General features: G+C 75.1%; 15 protein-coding genes. 6 read left to right on the forward strand and 9 right to left on the reverse strand.

Features of this window, described 5'->3' with window-relative positions:
- Positions 1–244: 244 nt before the first annotated feature.
- Together H0H10_RS23255 and H0H10_RS23260 are read right to left on the reverse strand one after the other, a co-directional pair.
- Positions 245–469, reverse strand: a complete 225-nt coding sequence (locus tag H0H10_RS23255; RefSeq protein WP_188183021.1) for a hypothetical protein — start codon at positions 467–469, stop codon at positions 245–247.
- Positions 470–1,019: 550 nt separating this feature from the next.
- Positions 1,020–1,262, reverse strand: a complete 243-nt coding sequence (locus H0H10_RS23260) for a response regulator transcription factor (protein WP_188183022.1) — start codon at positions 1,260–1,262, stop codon at positions 1,020–1,022.
- A 397-nt stretch (positions 1,263–1,659) separates the two neighbouring features.
- Between H0H10_RS23260 and H0H10_RS23265 the strand changes: the two genes are divergently transcribed.
- Complete coding sequence (locus tag H0H10_RS23265; protein WP_188183023.1) at positions 1,660–4,287, forward strand: SpoIIE family protein phosphatase; 2,628 nt, start codon at positions 1,660–1,662, stop codon at positions 4,285–4,287.
- Positions 4,288–4,517: 230 nt separating this feature from the next.
- Positions 4,518–5,177, forward strand: a complete 660-nt coding sequence (locus tag H0H10_RS23270) for a hypothetical protein (RefSeq protein WP_188183024.1) — start codon at positions 4,518–4,520, stop codon at positions 5,175–5,177.
- A 528-nt stretch (positions 5,178–5,705) separates the two neighbouring features.
- Here the strand turns inward: H0H10_RS23270 and H0H10_RS23275 are convergent.
- Positions 5,706–6,413, reverse strand: coding sequence for a GntR family transcriptional regulator (locus H0H10_RS23275; protein WP_188183025.1), 708 nt, complete (start codon positions 6,411–6,413; stop codon positions 5,706–5,708).
- Between the two features lie 175 nt (positions 6,414–6,588).
- On the opposite strand from H0H10_RS23275, the gene H0H10_RS23280 reads away from it, so the two are divergent.
- Both H0H10_RS23280 and H0H10_RS23285 read left to right on the forward strand, forming a co-directional pair.
- Positions 6,589–7,122, forward strand: a complete 534-nt coding sequence (locus H0H10_RS23280; protein WP_188183074.1) for a YbhB/YbcL family Raf kinase inhibitor-like protein — start codon at positions 6,589–6,591, stop codon at positions 7,120–7,122.
- Positions 7,123–7,130: 8 nt separating this feature from the next.
- On the forward strand, positions 7,131–7,823 hold the full coding sequence (locus tag H0H10_RS23285) for an iron-dependent transcriptional repressor DtxR (protein WP_188183026.1): 693 nt from the start codon (positions 7,131–7,133) through the stop codon (positions 7,821–7,823).
- Between the two features lie 426 nt (positions 7,824–8,249).
- Here the strand turns inward: H0H10_RS23285 and H0H10_RS23290 are convergent, their stop codons facing one another.
- A complete protein-coding gene (locus H0H10_RS23290; RefSeq protein ID WP_188183027.1) occupies positions 8,250–8,840 on the reverse strand; it encodes a TetR/AcrR family transcriptional regulator in 591 nt (196 codons plus the stop codon).
- A 174-nt stretch (positions 8,841–9,014) separates the two neighbouring features.
- Here H0H10_RS23290 and H0H10_RS23295 point away from each other — a divergent pair, with 174 nt between their 5' ends.
- A complete protein-coding gene (locus H0H10_RS23295) occupies positions 9,015–9,737 on the forward strand; it encodes an alpha/beta fold hydrolase (RefSeq protein ID WP_188183028.1) in 723 nt (240 codons plus the stop codon).
- Positions 9,738–9,913: 176 nt separating this feature from the next.
- Here the strand turns inward: H0H10_RS23295 and H0H10_RS23300 are convergent, their stop codons facing one another.
- The gene (locus H0H10_RS23300; RefSeq protein WP_188183029.1) at positions 9,914–10,501 is read right to left on the reverse strand and encodes a TetR/AcrR family transcriptional regulator; all 588 of its coding nucleotides are present in this window, start codon (positions 10,499–10,501) and stop codon (positions 9,914–9,916) included.
- A gap of 110 nt (positions 10,502–10,611) precedes the next feature.
- On the opposite strand from H0H10_RS23300, the gene H0H10_RS23305 reads away from it, so the two are divergent.
- Positions 10,612–11,301, forward strand: coding sequence for a nitroreductase (locus tag H0H10_RS23305; protein WP_188183030.1), 690 nt, complete (start codon positions 10,612–10,614; stop codon positions 11,299–11,301).
- A gap of 115 nt (positions 11,302–11,416) precedes the next feature.
- On the opposite strand, the gene H0H10_RS23310 is transcribed toward H0H10_RS23305, so the two are convergent.
- The 4 genes from H0H10_RS23310 to H0H10_RS23325 all read right to left on the reverse strand — a co-directional run bounded on the left by H0H10_RS23310 (position 11,417) and on the right by H0H10_RS23325 (position 14,832).
- Complete coding sequence (locus H0H10_RS23310; protein WP_188183031.1) at positions 11,417–12,034, reverse strand: TOPRIM nucleotidyl transferase/hydrolase domain-containing protein; 618 nt, start codon at positions 12,032–12,034, stop codon at positions 11,417–11,419.
- A gap of 579 nt (positions 12,035–12,613) precedes the next feature.
- Entirely contained in the window at positions 12,614–13,180 is a 567-nt protein-coding gene (locus H0H10_RS23315) for a TetR/AcrR family transcriptional regulator (RefSeq protein ID WP_188183032.1), read from the reverse strand.
- A gap of 67 nt (positions 13,181–13,247) precedes the next feature.
- Positions 13,248–14,636 (reverse strand): amidase, encoded by a 1,389-nt coding sequence (locus H0H10_RS23320; RefSeq protein WP_188183033.1) that lies wholly within the window; start codon positions 14,634–14,636, stop codon positions 13,248–13,250.
- On the reverse strand, positions 14,623–14,832 hold the full coding sequence (locus H0H10_RS23325; protein WP_188183034.1) for a hypothetical protein: 210 nt from the start codon (positions 14,830–14,832) through the stop codon (positions 14,623–14,625). The genes H0H10_RS23320 and H0H10_RS23325 overlap by 14 nt, the downstream gene beginning before the upstream one ends.
- Positions 14,833–14,863 lie beyond the last annotated feature (31 nt).

The following is a 14,863-nucleotide window of genomic DNA, read 5'->3' on the forward strand; positions in this document are numbered from 1 at the left end:
GACCGGGTCTACGTCGCCAACGGCAGCTCGGGCACGGTGGCGGTGATCCCCGTCTAGAACACGCCGCACGACAGGGACCGGACGGACCGGCTGCCGGCCGCCGCACGTTTCCCCGGGCCTGCGGCCAGGCCCCGGGCGGCCACTGACGTGACACGTTGCGGCACCGGCCGTTTCACGGCCCCGCCGGGTGCGGTGCCCCCGCGGGACCGGGCACGGCCGCGGGACCGGGCACGGCCGCCTCACCTCACGGCGGGGTACAGCCCGGCGGATCCCAGACGAGCGTGCCGTCCTCGCCGTAGTGGTAGTCCGTGCAGGTCCCATGGGGCGCCGCGCTCGGCGACTGCACCGTGGCCGGCGTCGTACGAGGCACCGCCTCGGCGCCCGCCACGCCCGCCGTTCCGGCGAGCAGCGCAGCAGCGCAGGACGCACCGGCAAGGTGCCGAAGGCGCCTATGGGCACGTATCGCCATGATGATCTCCCTTCGGGGGTGGATGAGTTGCTTACCCACCAGCCTGAAAGGCCGGTCGTGACGGCGTCAACGGACCCGAAAGGCTTGTCACAGGATCGGGACATTCCATGGCATTCAGGATTTTCCGCAGGTCTTCCCGGGCGGTCGGGAAGCCGTTTCCCGGCGGAGCGGCGGCCGGGCGGCCGCTGCACGCCCCTTGCGGACCGGGCATCGTGCGACGGTCCAAGTCCCCGGCCGGCGGGCGGGGTTCGGCGGGGCCCTTCCGGGAGGGCCGGGTGGCCGGCGGCCCTCGGCGGGCTCGTGTCCCGGTGAGCCGCGCATGCGCCGGCGCAGGCGGCCGGCCGTCACTGCGCGTCGGCGTACTGCGGCATGATGACCGTCATGGACACCGGGATACTCGCCGGCGTCCGGCAACGGCTTCTCGCCGGCCCCCGCAAGCCCGGGTGCCGGAAGACCGTGCGGGGCAGGCCACCGGGATCCTCAGGGAGTTCGGTCCGGTCCATGCGGCCTCACCGGCGGGCGACGTCGCGTCCTGGCCGGCGGGAAGGTGTCACAGCCCGAGGGCGATGGCCAGCCGCATCAGTTCCGCCGTGCTGGTGACGTCGGACTTGGCCCGGATACGGCGCAGGTAGGCGTCGACGGTGTGCCGGGAGAGACCCATCCGGCGGGCCGTCTGGGCGTAGGTGCGCCCTGCGGCGATGTGCCGCAGGACCTCCCGCTCCCGCTCAGTCAGCGGGACGGGGACGGGGACGGGGGCTTCGGGGTCGGGATACGGCGTGGTCGTGGTGTTCATGGGATGACGGGGGCTTTCGTCCGACGGGCCGGCTCGGTCGTCACCGCTCGCACCCTCGAAAGCGGTTGATACGCGCCGGATGTCGTTATTGGTGTCCTTCACGTGGAGGGCTCGGGATGCGGTTCCACGCCGGATGCACTTTCTGAAGATTTTTCCGCGCCGTCTCGCCCCGTCTCGTTCCTCCTCGTTCCGCCCGCCCCGCCCCCGCCCGCCCGGGGCGGGGCGGGGCGGGGGTGTCTGCCGCCTGAGGGGTGGACGTCCGGCCTGGAGCCCTCGGGCGGCGTTGCGTTGGTGCTGCGTGCTTCGCAGGATCATGCTTGTCAGTAGAGCCCTGGCCGTGCAGGTCCCGTGGTGGGGACTGCGGGGAAAAGGATCTACGAGGGCGAGATGAGCGGCGATGGAGCGACTTCCCCCACCTCTGGGTGAGCGGCACGACAGGGCGGACGACATCGGCGAGCCGGCGTACACGGCCGCGGCCACCGTCGATGCGCGGGGCATCGTGAGGGGGTGGAGCGAGGGGGCGCGGCGGCTGCTCGGCTACGAGCCCTCGCAGGTGGTGGGGCGCCCCGCCGCCCGCCTCCTCGCCGACGCCCCCGACACCCCCGGCGCCCGCCTGCTCGCCGGCGCCCTCGACGCGCCCGACACCCCCGGCGTCCTCGACGCGCCCGACACCCCCGGTGCCCCTGGCGCGCCCGGCGCACTCGACGCGCCCGGTGTGTCCGGTGTGCCGGGCGGGGGCGTGCGGGGGGATCGGCCCGGGCGGGACAGGTGGAGCGGCAGCGTGGCGGTGCGGCACCGGGACGGCAGCCGGCTGCGGCTGCGGCTGCTCGCCAACCGGCGCACGCACGGCGGGCAGGGCGGCGAGTGGCTCGTGGTGTCCGCCGTGGCTCCCCGGCCCGCAGGGCCCGGGCAGGAGGCCGGGCCCGGCGGGCGCGGGCAGGAGGCCGGGCCCGGCGGGCGCGGGGTGGGGGAGGCGCCGCTGGGGGAGTGGGCGTTCATCCAGTCGCCGTGTGCTCTGGCGGTCTTCGGCACGGATCTGCGGCTGGTGCGGGCGAACGCCGCCATGGAGCGTGTTCTCGGGTTCGCGGAGGCCGAGATGCGCGGGCTGTGTCTGCCGGAGATCGCGCCGCATCCCGTGAGCGAGGACGCCGACCGCAGGATGCGCCTGGTGGTGAAGACCGGCGAGCCGCAGTATCTGCAGGCCGGCATCCGTCCCGCGGCGCCGCCGGGCCCGCAGCACGGCCGGCCTGCCTCGCTGGCCCCGATGAAGGATTCCGGCGGCCGGGTGCGCGCCGTGTGCCTGGCCACGCACCACGGGGTGCAGGAGCCGCCCGCCCGGCAGCACACGACGCTGCTGAAGGACGCCGGCGCCCGCATCGGCACCACCTCGGACATCTCACGCACCGCGCAGGAACTGGCCGACGCCGCCGTCCCCCGTCTCGCCGACTTCACCGTCGTCGACCTGCTTGACGTCCCCACCGGCGGCGAGGTGCCCTCCGCCCCGCCGGCCGCGGTCGTCACCCTGCGCCGCACCGCGGTGCGCTCGGTCCTCGACTCCCACCCCGAATCGGTGGCCGCGGCGGGCGAGACGACCGCCTACCCGGCACTGTCACCCGTGGCCGAGTGCCTGGCCCGGGGCCGTGGCGCCCTGCACACGACGGCCGACGCCGCCGTCGCCCGGTGGGCGGGCGAGGACCCCCAGGCCGCCCGGCTGCGCGAGGTGGGCACGCACTCACTGATGGTGGTGCCGATGCGCACCCGGGACATCACGGTCGGCGTGGCCCTCTTCGGCCGCCACCGCAGCCCGGAGCGCTTCACGCCGGAGGACCTGTGGCTCGCCGAGCAGCTCACGGCCCGGGCGGCCGCCGGCATCCACGACGCCGGGCGGCACATCCGCGAACGCACCACCACCATGACCCTGCAGCGCAGCCTGCTCCCGCAGACACTGCCCGACCAGGCGGCCCTCGAGATCGCCTCCCGCTACCTGCCCGCCGACAGCCGGGCCGGCGTGGGCGGCGACTGGTTCGACGTGATCCCGCTGTCCGGCGCGCGGGTGGCCCTCGTGGTGGGCGATGTGGTCGGCCACGGCATCCGCGCCTCGGCCACCATGGGCCGGCTGCGCACCGCGGTGCGGACCCTGGCCGACGTCGACCTGCCGCCCGACGAACTGCTCACCCACCTCGACGACCTCGTCATCCGCCTGTCCACCGACGTGGCCGTCACGGGCGGCGACGCCGAGACCGCCGGGGGCATCGGCACCACCTGCCTGTATGCGGTCTACGACCCGGTCTCCCGCCGCTGCACCCTCGCCCGGGCCGGCCACCCCCCGCCCGCCGTGGTCACCCCGGACGGCGCCGTGTACCTCCTCGACGTCCCGGCCGGCCCGCCGCTGGGCCTGGGCGGCCTGCCGTTCGAGACCAGCGAGACCGAACTGCCCGAAGGCAGCCTCCTCGCCCTGTACACCGACGGTCTGCTCGAAGTCCGCGACCGTGACATCGACGACGCCCTGGACAAGATGTTCGCCGCCGTCGCCCGGCCCGCCCAGAGCCCGGAGTCGGTCTGCGACCAGGTCCTCGCGGACCTGCTGACCCACCGCCCGGACGACGACATCGCCCTGCTCATCGCCCGCACCCGGGCCCTCGACTCCGACCGGGTCGCCGCCTGGGACCTGTCCAGCGACCCCGCCGACGTCGCCCGGGCCCGCCAGCTGGCCACCGGCCGGCTGGCCGACTGGGGACTCACCGAGGCCGTCTTCGTCGCCGAACTGATGGTCAGCGAACTCGTCACCAACGCCATCCGCTACGGCCGGCCGCCCATCCAGCTCCGGCTCATCCACGAGAACAGCACCCTCATCTGCGAAGTCTCCGACTCCTCCAGCACCACCCCGCACATGCGGCGGGCCCGGATCTTCGACGAAGGAGGCCGCGGCCTGCTGCTGGTCGCCCAGCTCGCCCGCCGCTGGGGCACCCGGCACTCCCTCGTCGGCAAGACCGTGTGGGCCGAACAGTCCCTGACCGGCAGCTGAGCAGGAACAGAGGAACCGAGCAGGAACCGAGCAGGAGCCGAGCAGGAACTGAGCGGGAGCCGAGCGGGAGCTGAGGACCGAGGGGGAACCGAGCGGGCGTCGAGCGCCGGGCCCGGCCCGCGCGGCCATGCCCCGTCAGGCTCACAACGGCCTCAACTGCCCCCCAGCCGCCCACGACTCCTTCTAGGCTGGCCTTCCCCGACCTCCGGGAGAAGGCGAGAGGGGTCCTCATGGCGGCAGGCCCGGAAGCAACCGTCGTCGCGAAGGCCGCGGGCACCGTGCTGCGCGGACTGTCGGAGCGCGCCACCGCGACACCGGCATGGCCCGGCATGCACGAAGCGCTGCTGGAGCTCCACGAGATCCTCGACGACTGGTGCCAGGCCGCGCAGAGGACCGGCGAAGCACTGGAGCGGCTCAGGTCCCAGCACCTGACCCGCAGTTACGTCGCCTACATGGCCGGCGTGGGCAACGGCGGCGGCCGTTCGGTGCGCTTCCTCGGGATCCCCCTGCGACAGGGATACATCGAGACCGCACAGCGCGACATCAGAGCGATCATGGAACCCCCCGCCCCTGTGGCACAGCGCTGGAGCCCGGCCCGGCGCCGCCAGGCAGCCCGGCGTACGCTGCGCAGACTGATGGGCATCTACTGCCCCGACCTGCTGGAGAGCTTCCACCGCGCAGTGGAAGGCCGCGTCGACTGGGTGACGCGCCACCGCCACGACATCGACCACGCCCTCACACACGGACTGCAGCCCGGCACCCTGGCGGACATGATCCGCGAAGCCACGCGGACGACCACGGCGCTGGCCTCGGCACGCGACGACATCAAGCGTCTGATCCTGGAGCGCTACCCGATGGGCACCGCGACCGCAGGAGGGGACACGGCCTGAGCCCGCACCGGGCCCGGCCACCGCACGGCGCCCGCCACCGCGGGACGGCGCCCGCCACCGCGGGACGGCGCCCGCCACCGCGGAACGGCGCCCGCCACCGCGGGCGCGGGCCCGAGCGGTGACCGCCTCCAGCCGGTCCCGGCGCCCCTGCCCCGGCCGGCCTGCACCGTCGGCCCCGCCGCGACCGGCCTGCACCGCCCCGGCCGGCCTGCACCGTCGGCCCGCCGCGGCCGCCACGCCCTGCCCCGCCGCGGCCGCCCTGCCCCGCCCCGGCCTGCGCCGTCGCCCCGCCGCGGCCGGCCTGCACCGTCCGCTGCGGCCTCACGGCGCCCCGGCCCGGACGGCCTCGGTGTGCCGGCCGCTGTTCACGTCCGGCGGCAGCGGGCCCGGCCGGCCCGGACCGCAGCCGGAATCCTCCTCCCGCGCAGGGCCACGGGAAACGGCAGACAACAGCACAGCTCCGCCGGGCCGCCGCCGTGGCCGGCCGGCCTCCCGCCCCGCGCCGGCGGGGCGCGGTTCAGGCGGCTCTCACCGGTCCGAGGGGGCGGAGCCGCCGGTCAGGACGGCCGCGGTCCGGGTGAGGTGCCGGATCAGCACCTCGGCCGCGGTGTCGGCGTCGCGGGCCAGCACCGCCTCCTCCAGCAGGCGGTGTTCCTCGGCCCCGTCGCGGCCGGGGTTGCGGTGCGCCGACCAGCGGCGGGCCAGTTCACTCGCGGTCCACAGCCGGTCGAAGGTCTCCAGCAGGACGGGATTGCCGCACCCCTCCAGCAGGGTGCGGTGGAAGTCCCGGTGGGCCTTTGACCACGCGCTGCTGTAGTACTCGCCCTCCTCCGGCACGTACGCCGGGGTGCGGGCCAGGCGGTGGTGGGCGGCCCGTACCCGGGCCTCCCAGTCGACGTCGCCGCGCTCGACGGACATGCGCAGCACGACCGGTTCGATGGTCCGGCGGGCCTCGGCGATCTCCTGCCAGCGGCGGTCGGAGAAGGCCGGCACGGCGAAACCCCGGTTGGGCAGCCGGTCGGCGAGGCCCTCGCCGACCACCCGCACCAGCGCCTCCCGCACGACGGCCAGGCTCACGCCCTGCTGCTTGGCGATGTCCTGCGGTTTGAGCGCGTCACCGGGGGCGTAGTCGCCGCGCATGATCGCATCCCGCAGGCGTGCGTAGACCTGCTCGGAGAGCATCTGCTTGCCCGCCGGGGCCGTGGCCGGGGCCGGGGTGGGGACCGTCTGAGTCATGCCCCCACCATAGACGACCCGGCAGATAATCGATTATCCGTGGTACTGTCGATTCAGTGGTCGGGTGGGTGACGACGGCGCGGGCTGCGCAGCGGCCTCGATGCTGCGATCCGCCCGCCGCATGCGACCGACCCCGGCCGCCCCTGTCCGGCACTGCCTGAAAGGCAACGACACGATGCACGCCAACGACCCCTTCGCCCGCCTCCCCGAGGCGGCGTCCTTCACCGTCACCAGCACCACCGTCACCGACGGCGCCCCCTGGCCGCCCGAGCAGTTCGCCTCCGGCGTCCCCGGCGGCAGGGACGTCTCCCCGCAGTTGTCCTGGAGCGGCGCCCCGGCGGGCACCAAGAGCTACGCCGTCACCGTCTACGACCCCGACGCCCCCACGGGGTCCGGGTTCTGGCACTGGGCGGTCGCCGGCATTCCCGCCACGGTCACCGAGCTGCCCGAGGGCGCCGGCGACGACACCGGCTCGGGCCTGCCCGAGGGCGCCTTCCAGCTGCCCGGCGACACCCGCGCGGCCCGCTTCATCGGCGCCGCCCCGCCCCCCGGACACGGCCCGCACCGCTACTTCGTCGTGGTCCACGCCCTCGACGTCGCCTCCCTCGGCGTCCCGGCCGACGCCACCCCGGCCGTCCTCGGCTTCGCCATGTCCGGCCACACCCTCGGCCGCGCGGTGCTGACCGCCACCGCCGAGACCCCCGCCTGACGAGCGGCATGTCCCACCTCATCGACACCACGCAGATGTATCTGCGCACCGTCCTGGAGCTCGAGGAGGAAGGCGTGGTCCCGCTGCGCGCCCGCATCGCCGAGCGCCTGGACCAGAGCGGTCCCACCGTCAGCCAGACCGTGGCCCGCATGGAACGTGACGGTCTGCTGCACGTCGCGGGCGACCGGCGCCTGGAGCTGACGCAGGAGGGCCGGCGTGCCGCCACCCGGGTGATGCGCAAGCACCGGCTCGCGGAGTGCCTGCTCGTCGATGTGATCGGGCTGGAGTGGGAGCAGGTCCACGCCGAAGCCTGCCGCTGGGAGCACGTGATGAGCGAGGCCGTCGAACGCCGCCTCTTCGCGCTGCTGCGGCACCCGGCCCGCTCCCCTTACGGCAACCCGATCCCCGGCCTGGAGGAACTCGGCGGCGCACGGACGGCGGACCTGCTCCCCGACGACACCGCGGTCAGTCTCAAGGACCTGCGGCCCGGGCCGGACGGCACACGCGTCACCGTGCGGCGCATCGGGGAACCGGCCCAGACCGACTCCCGGCTGATGCACGCCCTGCGGCACGCCGGGGTGCGGCCGGGCGCGGTCGTCACCGTGACGCCGTCGCCCGGCGGCGTCACGGTCGCCGCCGCCGGCAGGGCGGCCGAACTCCCCGCGCAGAGCGCCGCGCACGTCTTCGTGGCCACGCCCTGACCCCACCCGGGGCGCCGCCCCTCCCCGGCGCCCCGGGCCACGCCCCGCCCGCCACGGCCGTGATGCCGGCGCCCGGCCTCCCACCGCGCATCCCGCCGCACCGCATCCCGCCGCAGCGCCCGTGACCGCGGGCGGCCCCAAAGCCGACGGGCTCGGTCCGGTGGTGCGGGTGAGGAGGCCGCCGGGCGTGCGGTGACCCGGCCGGTCATGGCGGGCCGGAGCCGGGCCGACCGGTGCAGCGGCGGCGGGGAGGGCGCGACACCGGCGTGTGCATGGGCAGGCCGCCTGCGGCCCCGCCCGGGCGCAACGGGACCCTGGTCCCCGCCCGGCCGCAAGGGGCACCGGGGCGGCCGGCGGCCTCCCCTCCTTGCCGGCCCTCCTGCGGCGGGCCGGCAAGGACCTTGCGGCCCTCGGCGCGGCCGGCGGTCAGTGCGGCCGGCGCAGTCCTGCGACGAGGAGGCCGACCAGCCGGCGTGCGTCGTAGCGGGGATTGCTGCCGGCGCCCGCGCACAGGCCCCCGACGCCGCGCATGAGCTCGTAGGCGTCCAGGCCGGACCGGATCTCGCCGCAAGCGGCTGCGGCGTCGAGCAGCCGGGCGCACACCGGCTCGAGCCGGTCGAGGAAGTAGGTGTGCAGCGGGTCGAAGCAGGGGTCGTCGGACTGCAGCACGGCGGCGAGCCCGTGTTTGGTGACCAGGAAATCGACGAAGAGGTCGATCCACCGCCCCAGCGCGGCGTGCGGTGACGCGCTGCCGGCCAGCAGGGAGGGGCCGGCCTCGGCGAGCGCCTCGACCTGGTGCCGGTAGACGGCGATGATCAGATCCGCCCGGGTCGGGAAGTGCCGGTAGATCGTGGCCGTCCCGACACCGGCCTCGGCCGCGATGTCGCGGACCGGCGCCTCCACGCCCGAGGCGACGAACACCGCCGCGGCCGCGTCGAGCAGCGCCTGCTCGTTGCGCCGCGCGTCCGCCCGCCTCGGCCTGGACGTGCCTGCCGCGCCCTGTTCCCTGCCGCTCACCGCACCGTTCCCTCCGCTACCGGCCTTTGCTAAACGGGACACTGTCCCGTATCTTCAACCGGGACAGCGTCCCGTTTCTCATGGTGCCAGATCAGGGACCCGGGAACCACACCGCGCACGGCCGGCCCGATGCGGCCAAACCCCGGTGCGCGTCACCAGGGCGGAGCGAGAGCCATGTCGACATATCTGCTGGTGCACGGTGCCTGGCACAGCGGGCAGTGCTGGGAGCGGGTGGCCCCGCTGCTGGCCTCGGCCGGGCACCGGGTGCTGACGCCGTCACTGACCGGCTACGGCGACAAGGCGCACCTGCTCAGCCCCGAGGTCGGCCTCGACACGCACGTCGACGACATCGTCGGGCTGATCACCGGCGAAGACCTCACCGACGTGGTGCTCGTAGGACACAGCTACGCCGGGCTGGTCATCTCCGCCGCGGCCAACCAGGTCCCGGACCGGATCGCGCATCTGGTCTACCTCGACGCGATGGTCCCCGAGGACGGCGAGAGCGCGGCCGATGTCCAGCCCGCGACGAGGGCCCTGATCGACCTCGCCCTCACGTCCGCCGGCGGCTGGCGGGTTCCGCCGCTGCCCGAGATGCCGCCGCCCTTCGGCCTGTTCGGGGTCACCGACCCGGCGGACGCCGCCTGGCTGCGCACCATGCTCTCGGACCAGCCGGTGCGCTGCCTGCAGCAGCCGGTCCGGATGGACAACCCGGCCGTGAAGACGATCCCGCGCACGCACATCCACTGCACCGTCAAGCCGGAGGGCATTCCCCGGCGGCCCGTCCCCGCGGTACAGCCCGACGGCACCCCGGCACGGGTGTGGGAGCTGCCGACCGGCCACGACTGCATGATCACCATGCCGGCCGAGCTCGCCGGACTCCTGCTCAGGCTCGGCTGACCCGTCCGCCCGGCACCCGCGGGCTGCGCGCAGCGGCGGGCCTCACCGGAGGCCGGCCGGGACCCGGGCCCTCCTCCGTCGCGGTCCTGCGCGTGCTGTGACGGCGGTGTCCGGGAACGGGCGGACGCCGGCGGGCACGGGGGAGGGGGGAGGGGCTGCGGCCGGAGGCCGATGGGTCATCCCGCGAGGGCGTGCGCGAGGAGGGTTTCCGCTGCCGTCCGCGCGTGCCGGCCGTAGTCCGCATCGCCCAGCACCATGGCCCGGCTGGCCGCCCCGTCCGCGAGGGTGACCAGCTGTTCGGCGAGCGCGGCCGGCTCGCGGCAGCCCAGCTCCGTCACCAGCGCGGTGACCAGCCCCACCATCCGCAGTTTCTGCTCGCGGGCGTAGGAGTGGACCGTGCTGTCCGGGTCGGGGAACTCCGCCGCGGCATCGATGAACGGGCACCCGCGCACCGGTGCCGCCTCCGGCACGGGCGGGTCGAACAGCCCGAGGATCCGCTCCCGCGCAGGGATGTCCTCGCGGGTCAGCACGCTCTCCAGGGTCGCCCCCGACGAGGCGAGGTCCTGGAGGTGGGCGATCACCAGGTCGCTCTTGGTCCGGAAATGCGCGTACAGCGTCCGCTTGGACACCGGTGCCGCCTCCGCGACCTGCTCCATACCGGTCGCGTTGATCCCCTGGACCGCGAACAGCCGGGCGGCGGCGGCCAGGATGCGCTCCCGCCCGCCGCGCCCGCGCCCCCCGGAGGCCGTAGTCGTCGCACTCATACACCAAGTATACGGCAGCGTTTACCTCGACGGACAACGTCTGCTAGGGTCCCGCCGTACCCGCAAGGTAAACGGATTCGTTTACATTGTTTGCTGTCGAGGAGTGTTCCATGAGCCTGCTGGTCCCCACCGAGCTGAGCGGCTGCGCCGAGAAGCTGATACGCGGCCGTCACGCGACCCGCGCGTTCCGTCCGGAAGCCGTGCCCGAGGACACGATGCGCGCGATCTTCTCGCTGGCCGGCGCCGCGCCGTCCAACTCCAACGCGCAGCCGTGGCGGGTGGAGGTGGTCAGCGGCGCCGCGCGTGAGCGCCTGGCGGACGCCTTGCAGGAGGCCCACGCCGCACACCGCACCTCGGCCGACTTCCCCTACTCCGAGGACATGTACGCGCCGGTGCACCAGGAGCGCCGGGCGGCGTTCGGCGCCCGCCTGTACGGAGCGCTGGGCATCGGCCCCGACGATCACGAGGCGCGGGCGGCCTACGACGCGCAGAGCCTGCGCTTCTACGGCGCGCCGCACGCCGCGTTCCTGTTCGTCACCGGGGACGGCGGGCCCCGGCTGGCCGCCGACGCCGGCGCCTACCTGCAGACGCTGCTGCTGGCGATGACCGCGTACGGCGTGGCGAGCTGCCCGCAGGGGCTGCTGAGCTTCTACGCCGACACGGTCCGCGCCGAACTCGCCGTCACCACAGGGCGGCTGCTGGTGGGCATCTCCTTCGGCTACGCCGACGAGGCCGCGCCGGTGAACCACGTCACGACCGAGCGGGCCGCGCTCGAAGAGGTCGCGATCTTCCACGGCTAGCCGGCCCGGCCGGTGCCGCCTGACAACCGGTCAACTGGCCAACCGATTCAGCTGGTCAGGATCACGCGGTGGTGTGCTGCCGGGCGGGTCCGGAACGGCAGGCCCGTGCGCGGCCTCACAGCCGCGCGAGGAGGGCGTCGAGCGGGGGCGGTGTCCCATCCGGGGCGAGGGCCTCGACCAGGAGGCGGCCGTAGCGGATCTTGCGGCCCTTCTTCGTGCCGAGGAAGCGCCGCACCTGCTGATGCCGGGGCCGGCCGTGCTGTGCGGGCTGGCGCTGGAAGGTCTGCCAGGCGCGCAGGTCGCCCTCGGCGCGGATGATCTCCTCGACCCCTGCCGTGCCGAGCGCGCGGATGAGTTCGTCCTCCAGGTCCGCGGCGCATACGCAGATGTCCTGGAGCGGTGCCTGCGCCCGCGTCAGGCCGCGCTCGTAGTAGCCCTGTTCGCGCTCGTCGCACAGTCCCGTCAGGCGCAGGCCGAGGCCGGGCGGCCCGAGGAGGCCGGCGTAGCGGCCGACGTTCATCGCCCCGCCCATCGCCACGACACACACTCCCTCGGCGGCCAGGTCCCGGCCGCGCCGGGCGGCCAGCGCCTCGACGGCCGCGAGATCGCTCAGCCCTTCCAGGAGCACCGCGGTTCGCACCCCCAGGCTTTCCGCCAGCTCGCGCGCCGGCCCGCCGGGACCGCCCGCCGCCCAGACGGTGACCGCATCCTGGAACGCCCTCATGTCCGCCATGAGGCGAGTCTGCACGTCCGCCGGTGGCACGGCACGGGATTATTCGCAGGTCCCCAAAAGATGCGGCAGCCCTCGGGCCCGGCCGCCGCGGGCCCGCACAGCCCGCAGCGGCCCTCGCCGTCCCGCCGCTGCCGACCACCGAGGCCGGACAGAGGCCGAACGGAGCGCCCGTACTGCCGTCGGGGCGGCCGCTGACCGACGTGGACCCGCTGAGCCGTAAAGCACGCCCGGGGCGGGCCCTTGGCGCGGACGCCGACGGGGCGGAGCCCGGCGCCGCTGGCCGGGGCCGCCGCCGTTGCCGCAGGTGCTCCCGGGCCGGAACCGGGTCCGGGTCCGGCGATTCGGCGAGGCGGGAAGCCGGGGCGCCCGGTGCAGGCCGCACCCGAAGGCCCCGTCCCGGGTACCGCCGGGTCTGGCCCGCGGGCCGTGCGTGCCGGCGGGAGCGGCCGTGGTGAGGGAAGGCGGTGGTGTTCCGGGCGGAAACGGTCCTGCCCCCGGCAGCGGTGCTGCGGCCACGGCCGCCGGGGGCGCAGCAGTGCGGCCCGGGAGCGCCGGGTGCCCGCCCGCGGCGTCGTCCGGTCAGCGGCCGGCCGGCCCCACGAGCCCTGCCACCAGCCGGCGCGCGTACGCGGTGTCCAGCCCCTGTGGGCGGAAGAGGATGCGGTACATCATGGGGGCGACGACGCGGTCGAGGACCGTGTCGACGCCGGGTGCCTTCTCCTCGCGGCCGGCCGCGCGGTCGAGGATGACGCCGATCTGCTCGGCCGCGTAGGCCGAGCACTGGCCGGCATTGCTGCCGTCCGGGTCGCCGAGCAGGGCGTCGCGGATGTAGGCACGGCCCGCGGGGGCGGACATCTCCTCCAGGAACTGCTCGGCCCAGGCCTCGAGATCGGACCTCAGGCTTCCCGTGTCCTGCGGCTCCGTCTCGGGCCGCAGGCGCTCGACCGCCACGTCCGACAGCAGCTCCTGCAGGTCGCCCCAGCGGCGGTAGATCGTGGACGGGGTGACTCCCGCGCGGGCGGCCACCAGGGGGACGGTCAGCGCCTCCCGGCCCGCCTCCGCCTCCAGCTCGCGCACGGCGGCATGCACCGACGCCTGCACCCGGGCGCTGCGCCCACCGGGGCGCACCATGGTCTTCCGGCTCATGAAAACCACCTTAAAGCAAATATCTTGCTTCAAGTGTCCGTCCCGGCCCCGGGTGCCGGCCGGTGCGTCATACCGTCGCCGTGCGGCGTGCGGGCTGGGTCTGCTCGTAGGCGTGGCCGACCCGCAGCAGCACCGGCTCGCCGAGGGGCCGGCCGAGCAGCTGCATGCCGATGGGCAGGCCGGCCGTGTCGTGGCCGACGGGGACGGACAGTGCGGGCACTCCGGTGATGTTGGCGGGGGCGGAGAGGCGCACATAGGCGTCGGAGACGCTCTCGGTGGTGCCGTCCGGCCAGGTGATGGTCTCGTCGCCGGCCTTCACCGCGGTGGCCGGGACGGTCGGGGCGGCGATCACGTCGGCCTCTTCCAGCAGGCGTCCCCAGGCCTGCCGCATGAGGGTGCGCGCGCGCTGGGCGCGCAGGTAGTCCCCGGCCGGCATCAGCTCGCCGGCTTCGAGGAGGATGCGCACGTCGGCCTGGTACAGCTCGGGCACGGTGCGCAGGGTGCGCTCGTGGTAGGCGGTGGCCTCCGGCACCATCAGGCCCCACTGGGTGGCCTGGATGTAGCGGGTCATGGGGATCTCGACCTCGACGAGCTGTGCGCCGAGGCTCTCGAGCCCGGCCAGGGCGCGCCGGACGGCGGCCTCCACCTCCGGGGCGACGTGGTCGAAGTAGTAGTTGCGCGGCACGCCGATGCGCAGTCCCGTCAGGTCCGTGGCGCCGACCGGCCGGTGGTCCGGGCCGCAGGCGGCGAGGGAGGCGGGGTCGCGGGGGTCGTGGCCGGCCAGGGCGGTCAGGGCCAGGGCCGCGTCCTCGACGGTGCGGGTGATGGGGCCGACGTGGTCCAGCGACCAGGACAGGGACGTGACGCCGTGGCGGGGGACGAGGCCGTAGGTCGGTTTGAGGCCGACGACGCCGTTGAGCGCGGAGGGCACCCGGATCGATCCGCCGGTGTCGGTGCCCAGCGCGAAGGTCGCGGTGCCCGCGGCGACGGCGACGGCGGACCCGCCGCTGGAGCCGCCGGCGACCCGGTCCCGGTCCCAGGCGTTGTGGGTCTGCGGGGTGGTCAGGCCGTAGGCGAATTCATGGGTGTGCGTCTTGCCGACCAGCACCGCGCCGGCCGCGGCCAGACGGGCGGCGACCGTGCTGTCGGCCTGCGCGCGGTGGTCCGCACGGACCCGGGAGCTGGCCGTGGTGGCCGCGCCGGCCACGTCGATCAGGTCCTTCAGCGCCAGGGGGACGCCGTGCAGCGGGCCGCGCAGGCGGCCGGCCGCGACATCCTGCTCGGCCGCGCGTGCCGCCCGGCGGGCCTGCTCCGCGGTGACGGTGACATAGGCCCCCAGATGCGGCTCGGCCTGCTCGATGCGGTCGAGGACGGAGTCCACCAGCTCCACGGGGGACAGCGTCCGCGCCCGGATCGCGTCAGCGGCCCGGGCGAGGGACAGCTCATACGGCTGCATCGTCGTTCTCCTCTCCGGCGCGGTAGGCGGCGGCGGGCGGGGTGTCCGCGAAGTCCAGCTCCCGCAGGACCGCGACGACGGAGTGGATGTGGTTGGCGGTGGCGGCCACCGCGGCGTGCCGGCCGGCCGGCACCGGGAGCCCGGCGCGCGCGGCCCACAGGGCCGCCTGCGGTGGCGTGAGTTCGGCAGCGGACATGACGGTTTCTCCCCTGATCGGGCGGGGGCGG

This window comes from Streptomyces griseicoloratus (assembly GCF_014534645.1).
Classification (GTDB): Bacteria; Actinomycetota; Actinomycetes; order Streptomycetales; family Streptomycetaceae; genus Streptomyces; species Streptomyces griseicoloratus.

What these genes read in the sequence shown, in the direction of transcription:
- H0H10_RS23255 (WP_188183021.1), bottom strand. Translation starts at nt 469, where the DNA reads ATGGCGATACGTGCCCATAGGCGCCTTCGGCACCTTGCCGGTGCGTCC.
- H0H10_RS23260 (WP_188183022.1), bottom strand. Translation starts at nt 1,262, where the DNA reads ATGAACACCACGACCACGCCGTATCCCGACCCCGAAGCCCCCGTCCCC.
- H0H10_RS23265 (WP_188183023.1), top strand. Translation starts at nt 1,660, where the DNA reads ATGGAGCGACTTCCCCCACCTCTGGGTGAGCGGCACGACAGGGCGGAC.
- H0H10_RS23270 (WP_188183024.1), top strand. Translation starts at nt 4,518, where the DNA reads ATGGCGGCAGGCCCGGAAGCAACCGTCGTCGCGAAGGCCGCGGGCACC.
- H0H10_RS23275 (WP_188183025.1), bottom strand. Translation starts at nt 6,413, where the DNA reads ATGACTCAGACGGTCCCCACCCCGGCCCCGGCCACGGCCCCGGCGGGC.
- H0H10_RS23280 (WP_188183074.1), top strand. Translation starts at nt 6,589, where the DNA reads ATGCACGCCAACGACCCCTTCGCCCGCCTCCCCGAGGCGGCGTCCTTC.
- H0H10_RS23285 (WP_188183026.1), top strand. Translation starts at nt 7,131, where the DNA reads ATGTCCCACCTCATCGACACCACGCAGATGTATCTGCGCACCGTCCTG.
- H0H10_RS23295 (WP_188183028.1), top strand. Translation starts at nt 9,015, where the DNA reads ATGTCGACATATCTGCTGGTGCACGGTGCCTGGCACAGCGGGCAGTGC.
- H0H10_RS23300 (WP_188183029.1), bottom strand. Translation starts at nt 10,501, where the DNA reads ATGAGTGCGACGACTACGGCCTCCGGGGGGCGCGGGCGCGGCGGGCGG.
- H0H10_RS23305 (WP_188183030.1), top strand. Translation starts at nt 10,612, where the DNA reads ATGAGCCTGCTGGTCCCCACCGAGCTGAGCGGCTGCGCCGAGAAGCTG.
- H0H10_RS23310 (WP_188183031.1), bottom strand. Translation starts at nt 12,034, where the DNA reads ATGGCGGACATGAGGGCGTTCCAGGATGCGGTCACCGTCTGGGCGGCG.
- H0H10_RS23315 (WP_188183032.1), bottom strand. Translation starts at nt 13,180, where the DNA reads ATGAGCCGGAAGACCATGGTGCGCCCCGGTGGGCGCAGCGCCCGGGTG.
- H0H10_RS23320 (WP_188183033.1), bottom strand. Translation starts at nt 14,636, where the DNA reads ATGCAGCCGTATGAGCTGTCCCTCGCCCGGGCCGCTGACGCGATCCGG.
- H0H10_RS23325 (WP_188183034.1), bottom strand. Translation starts at nt 14,832, where the DNA reads ATGTCCGCTGCCGAACTCACGCCACCGCAGGCGGCCCTGTGGGCCGCG.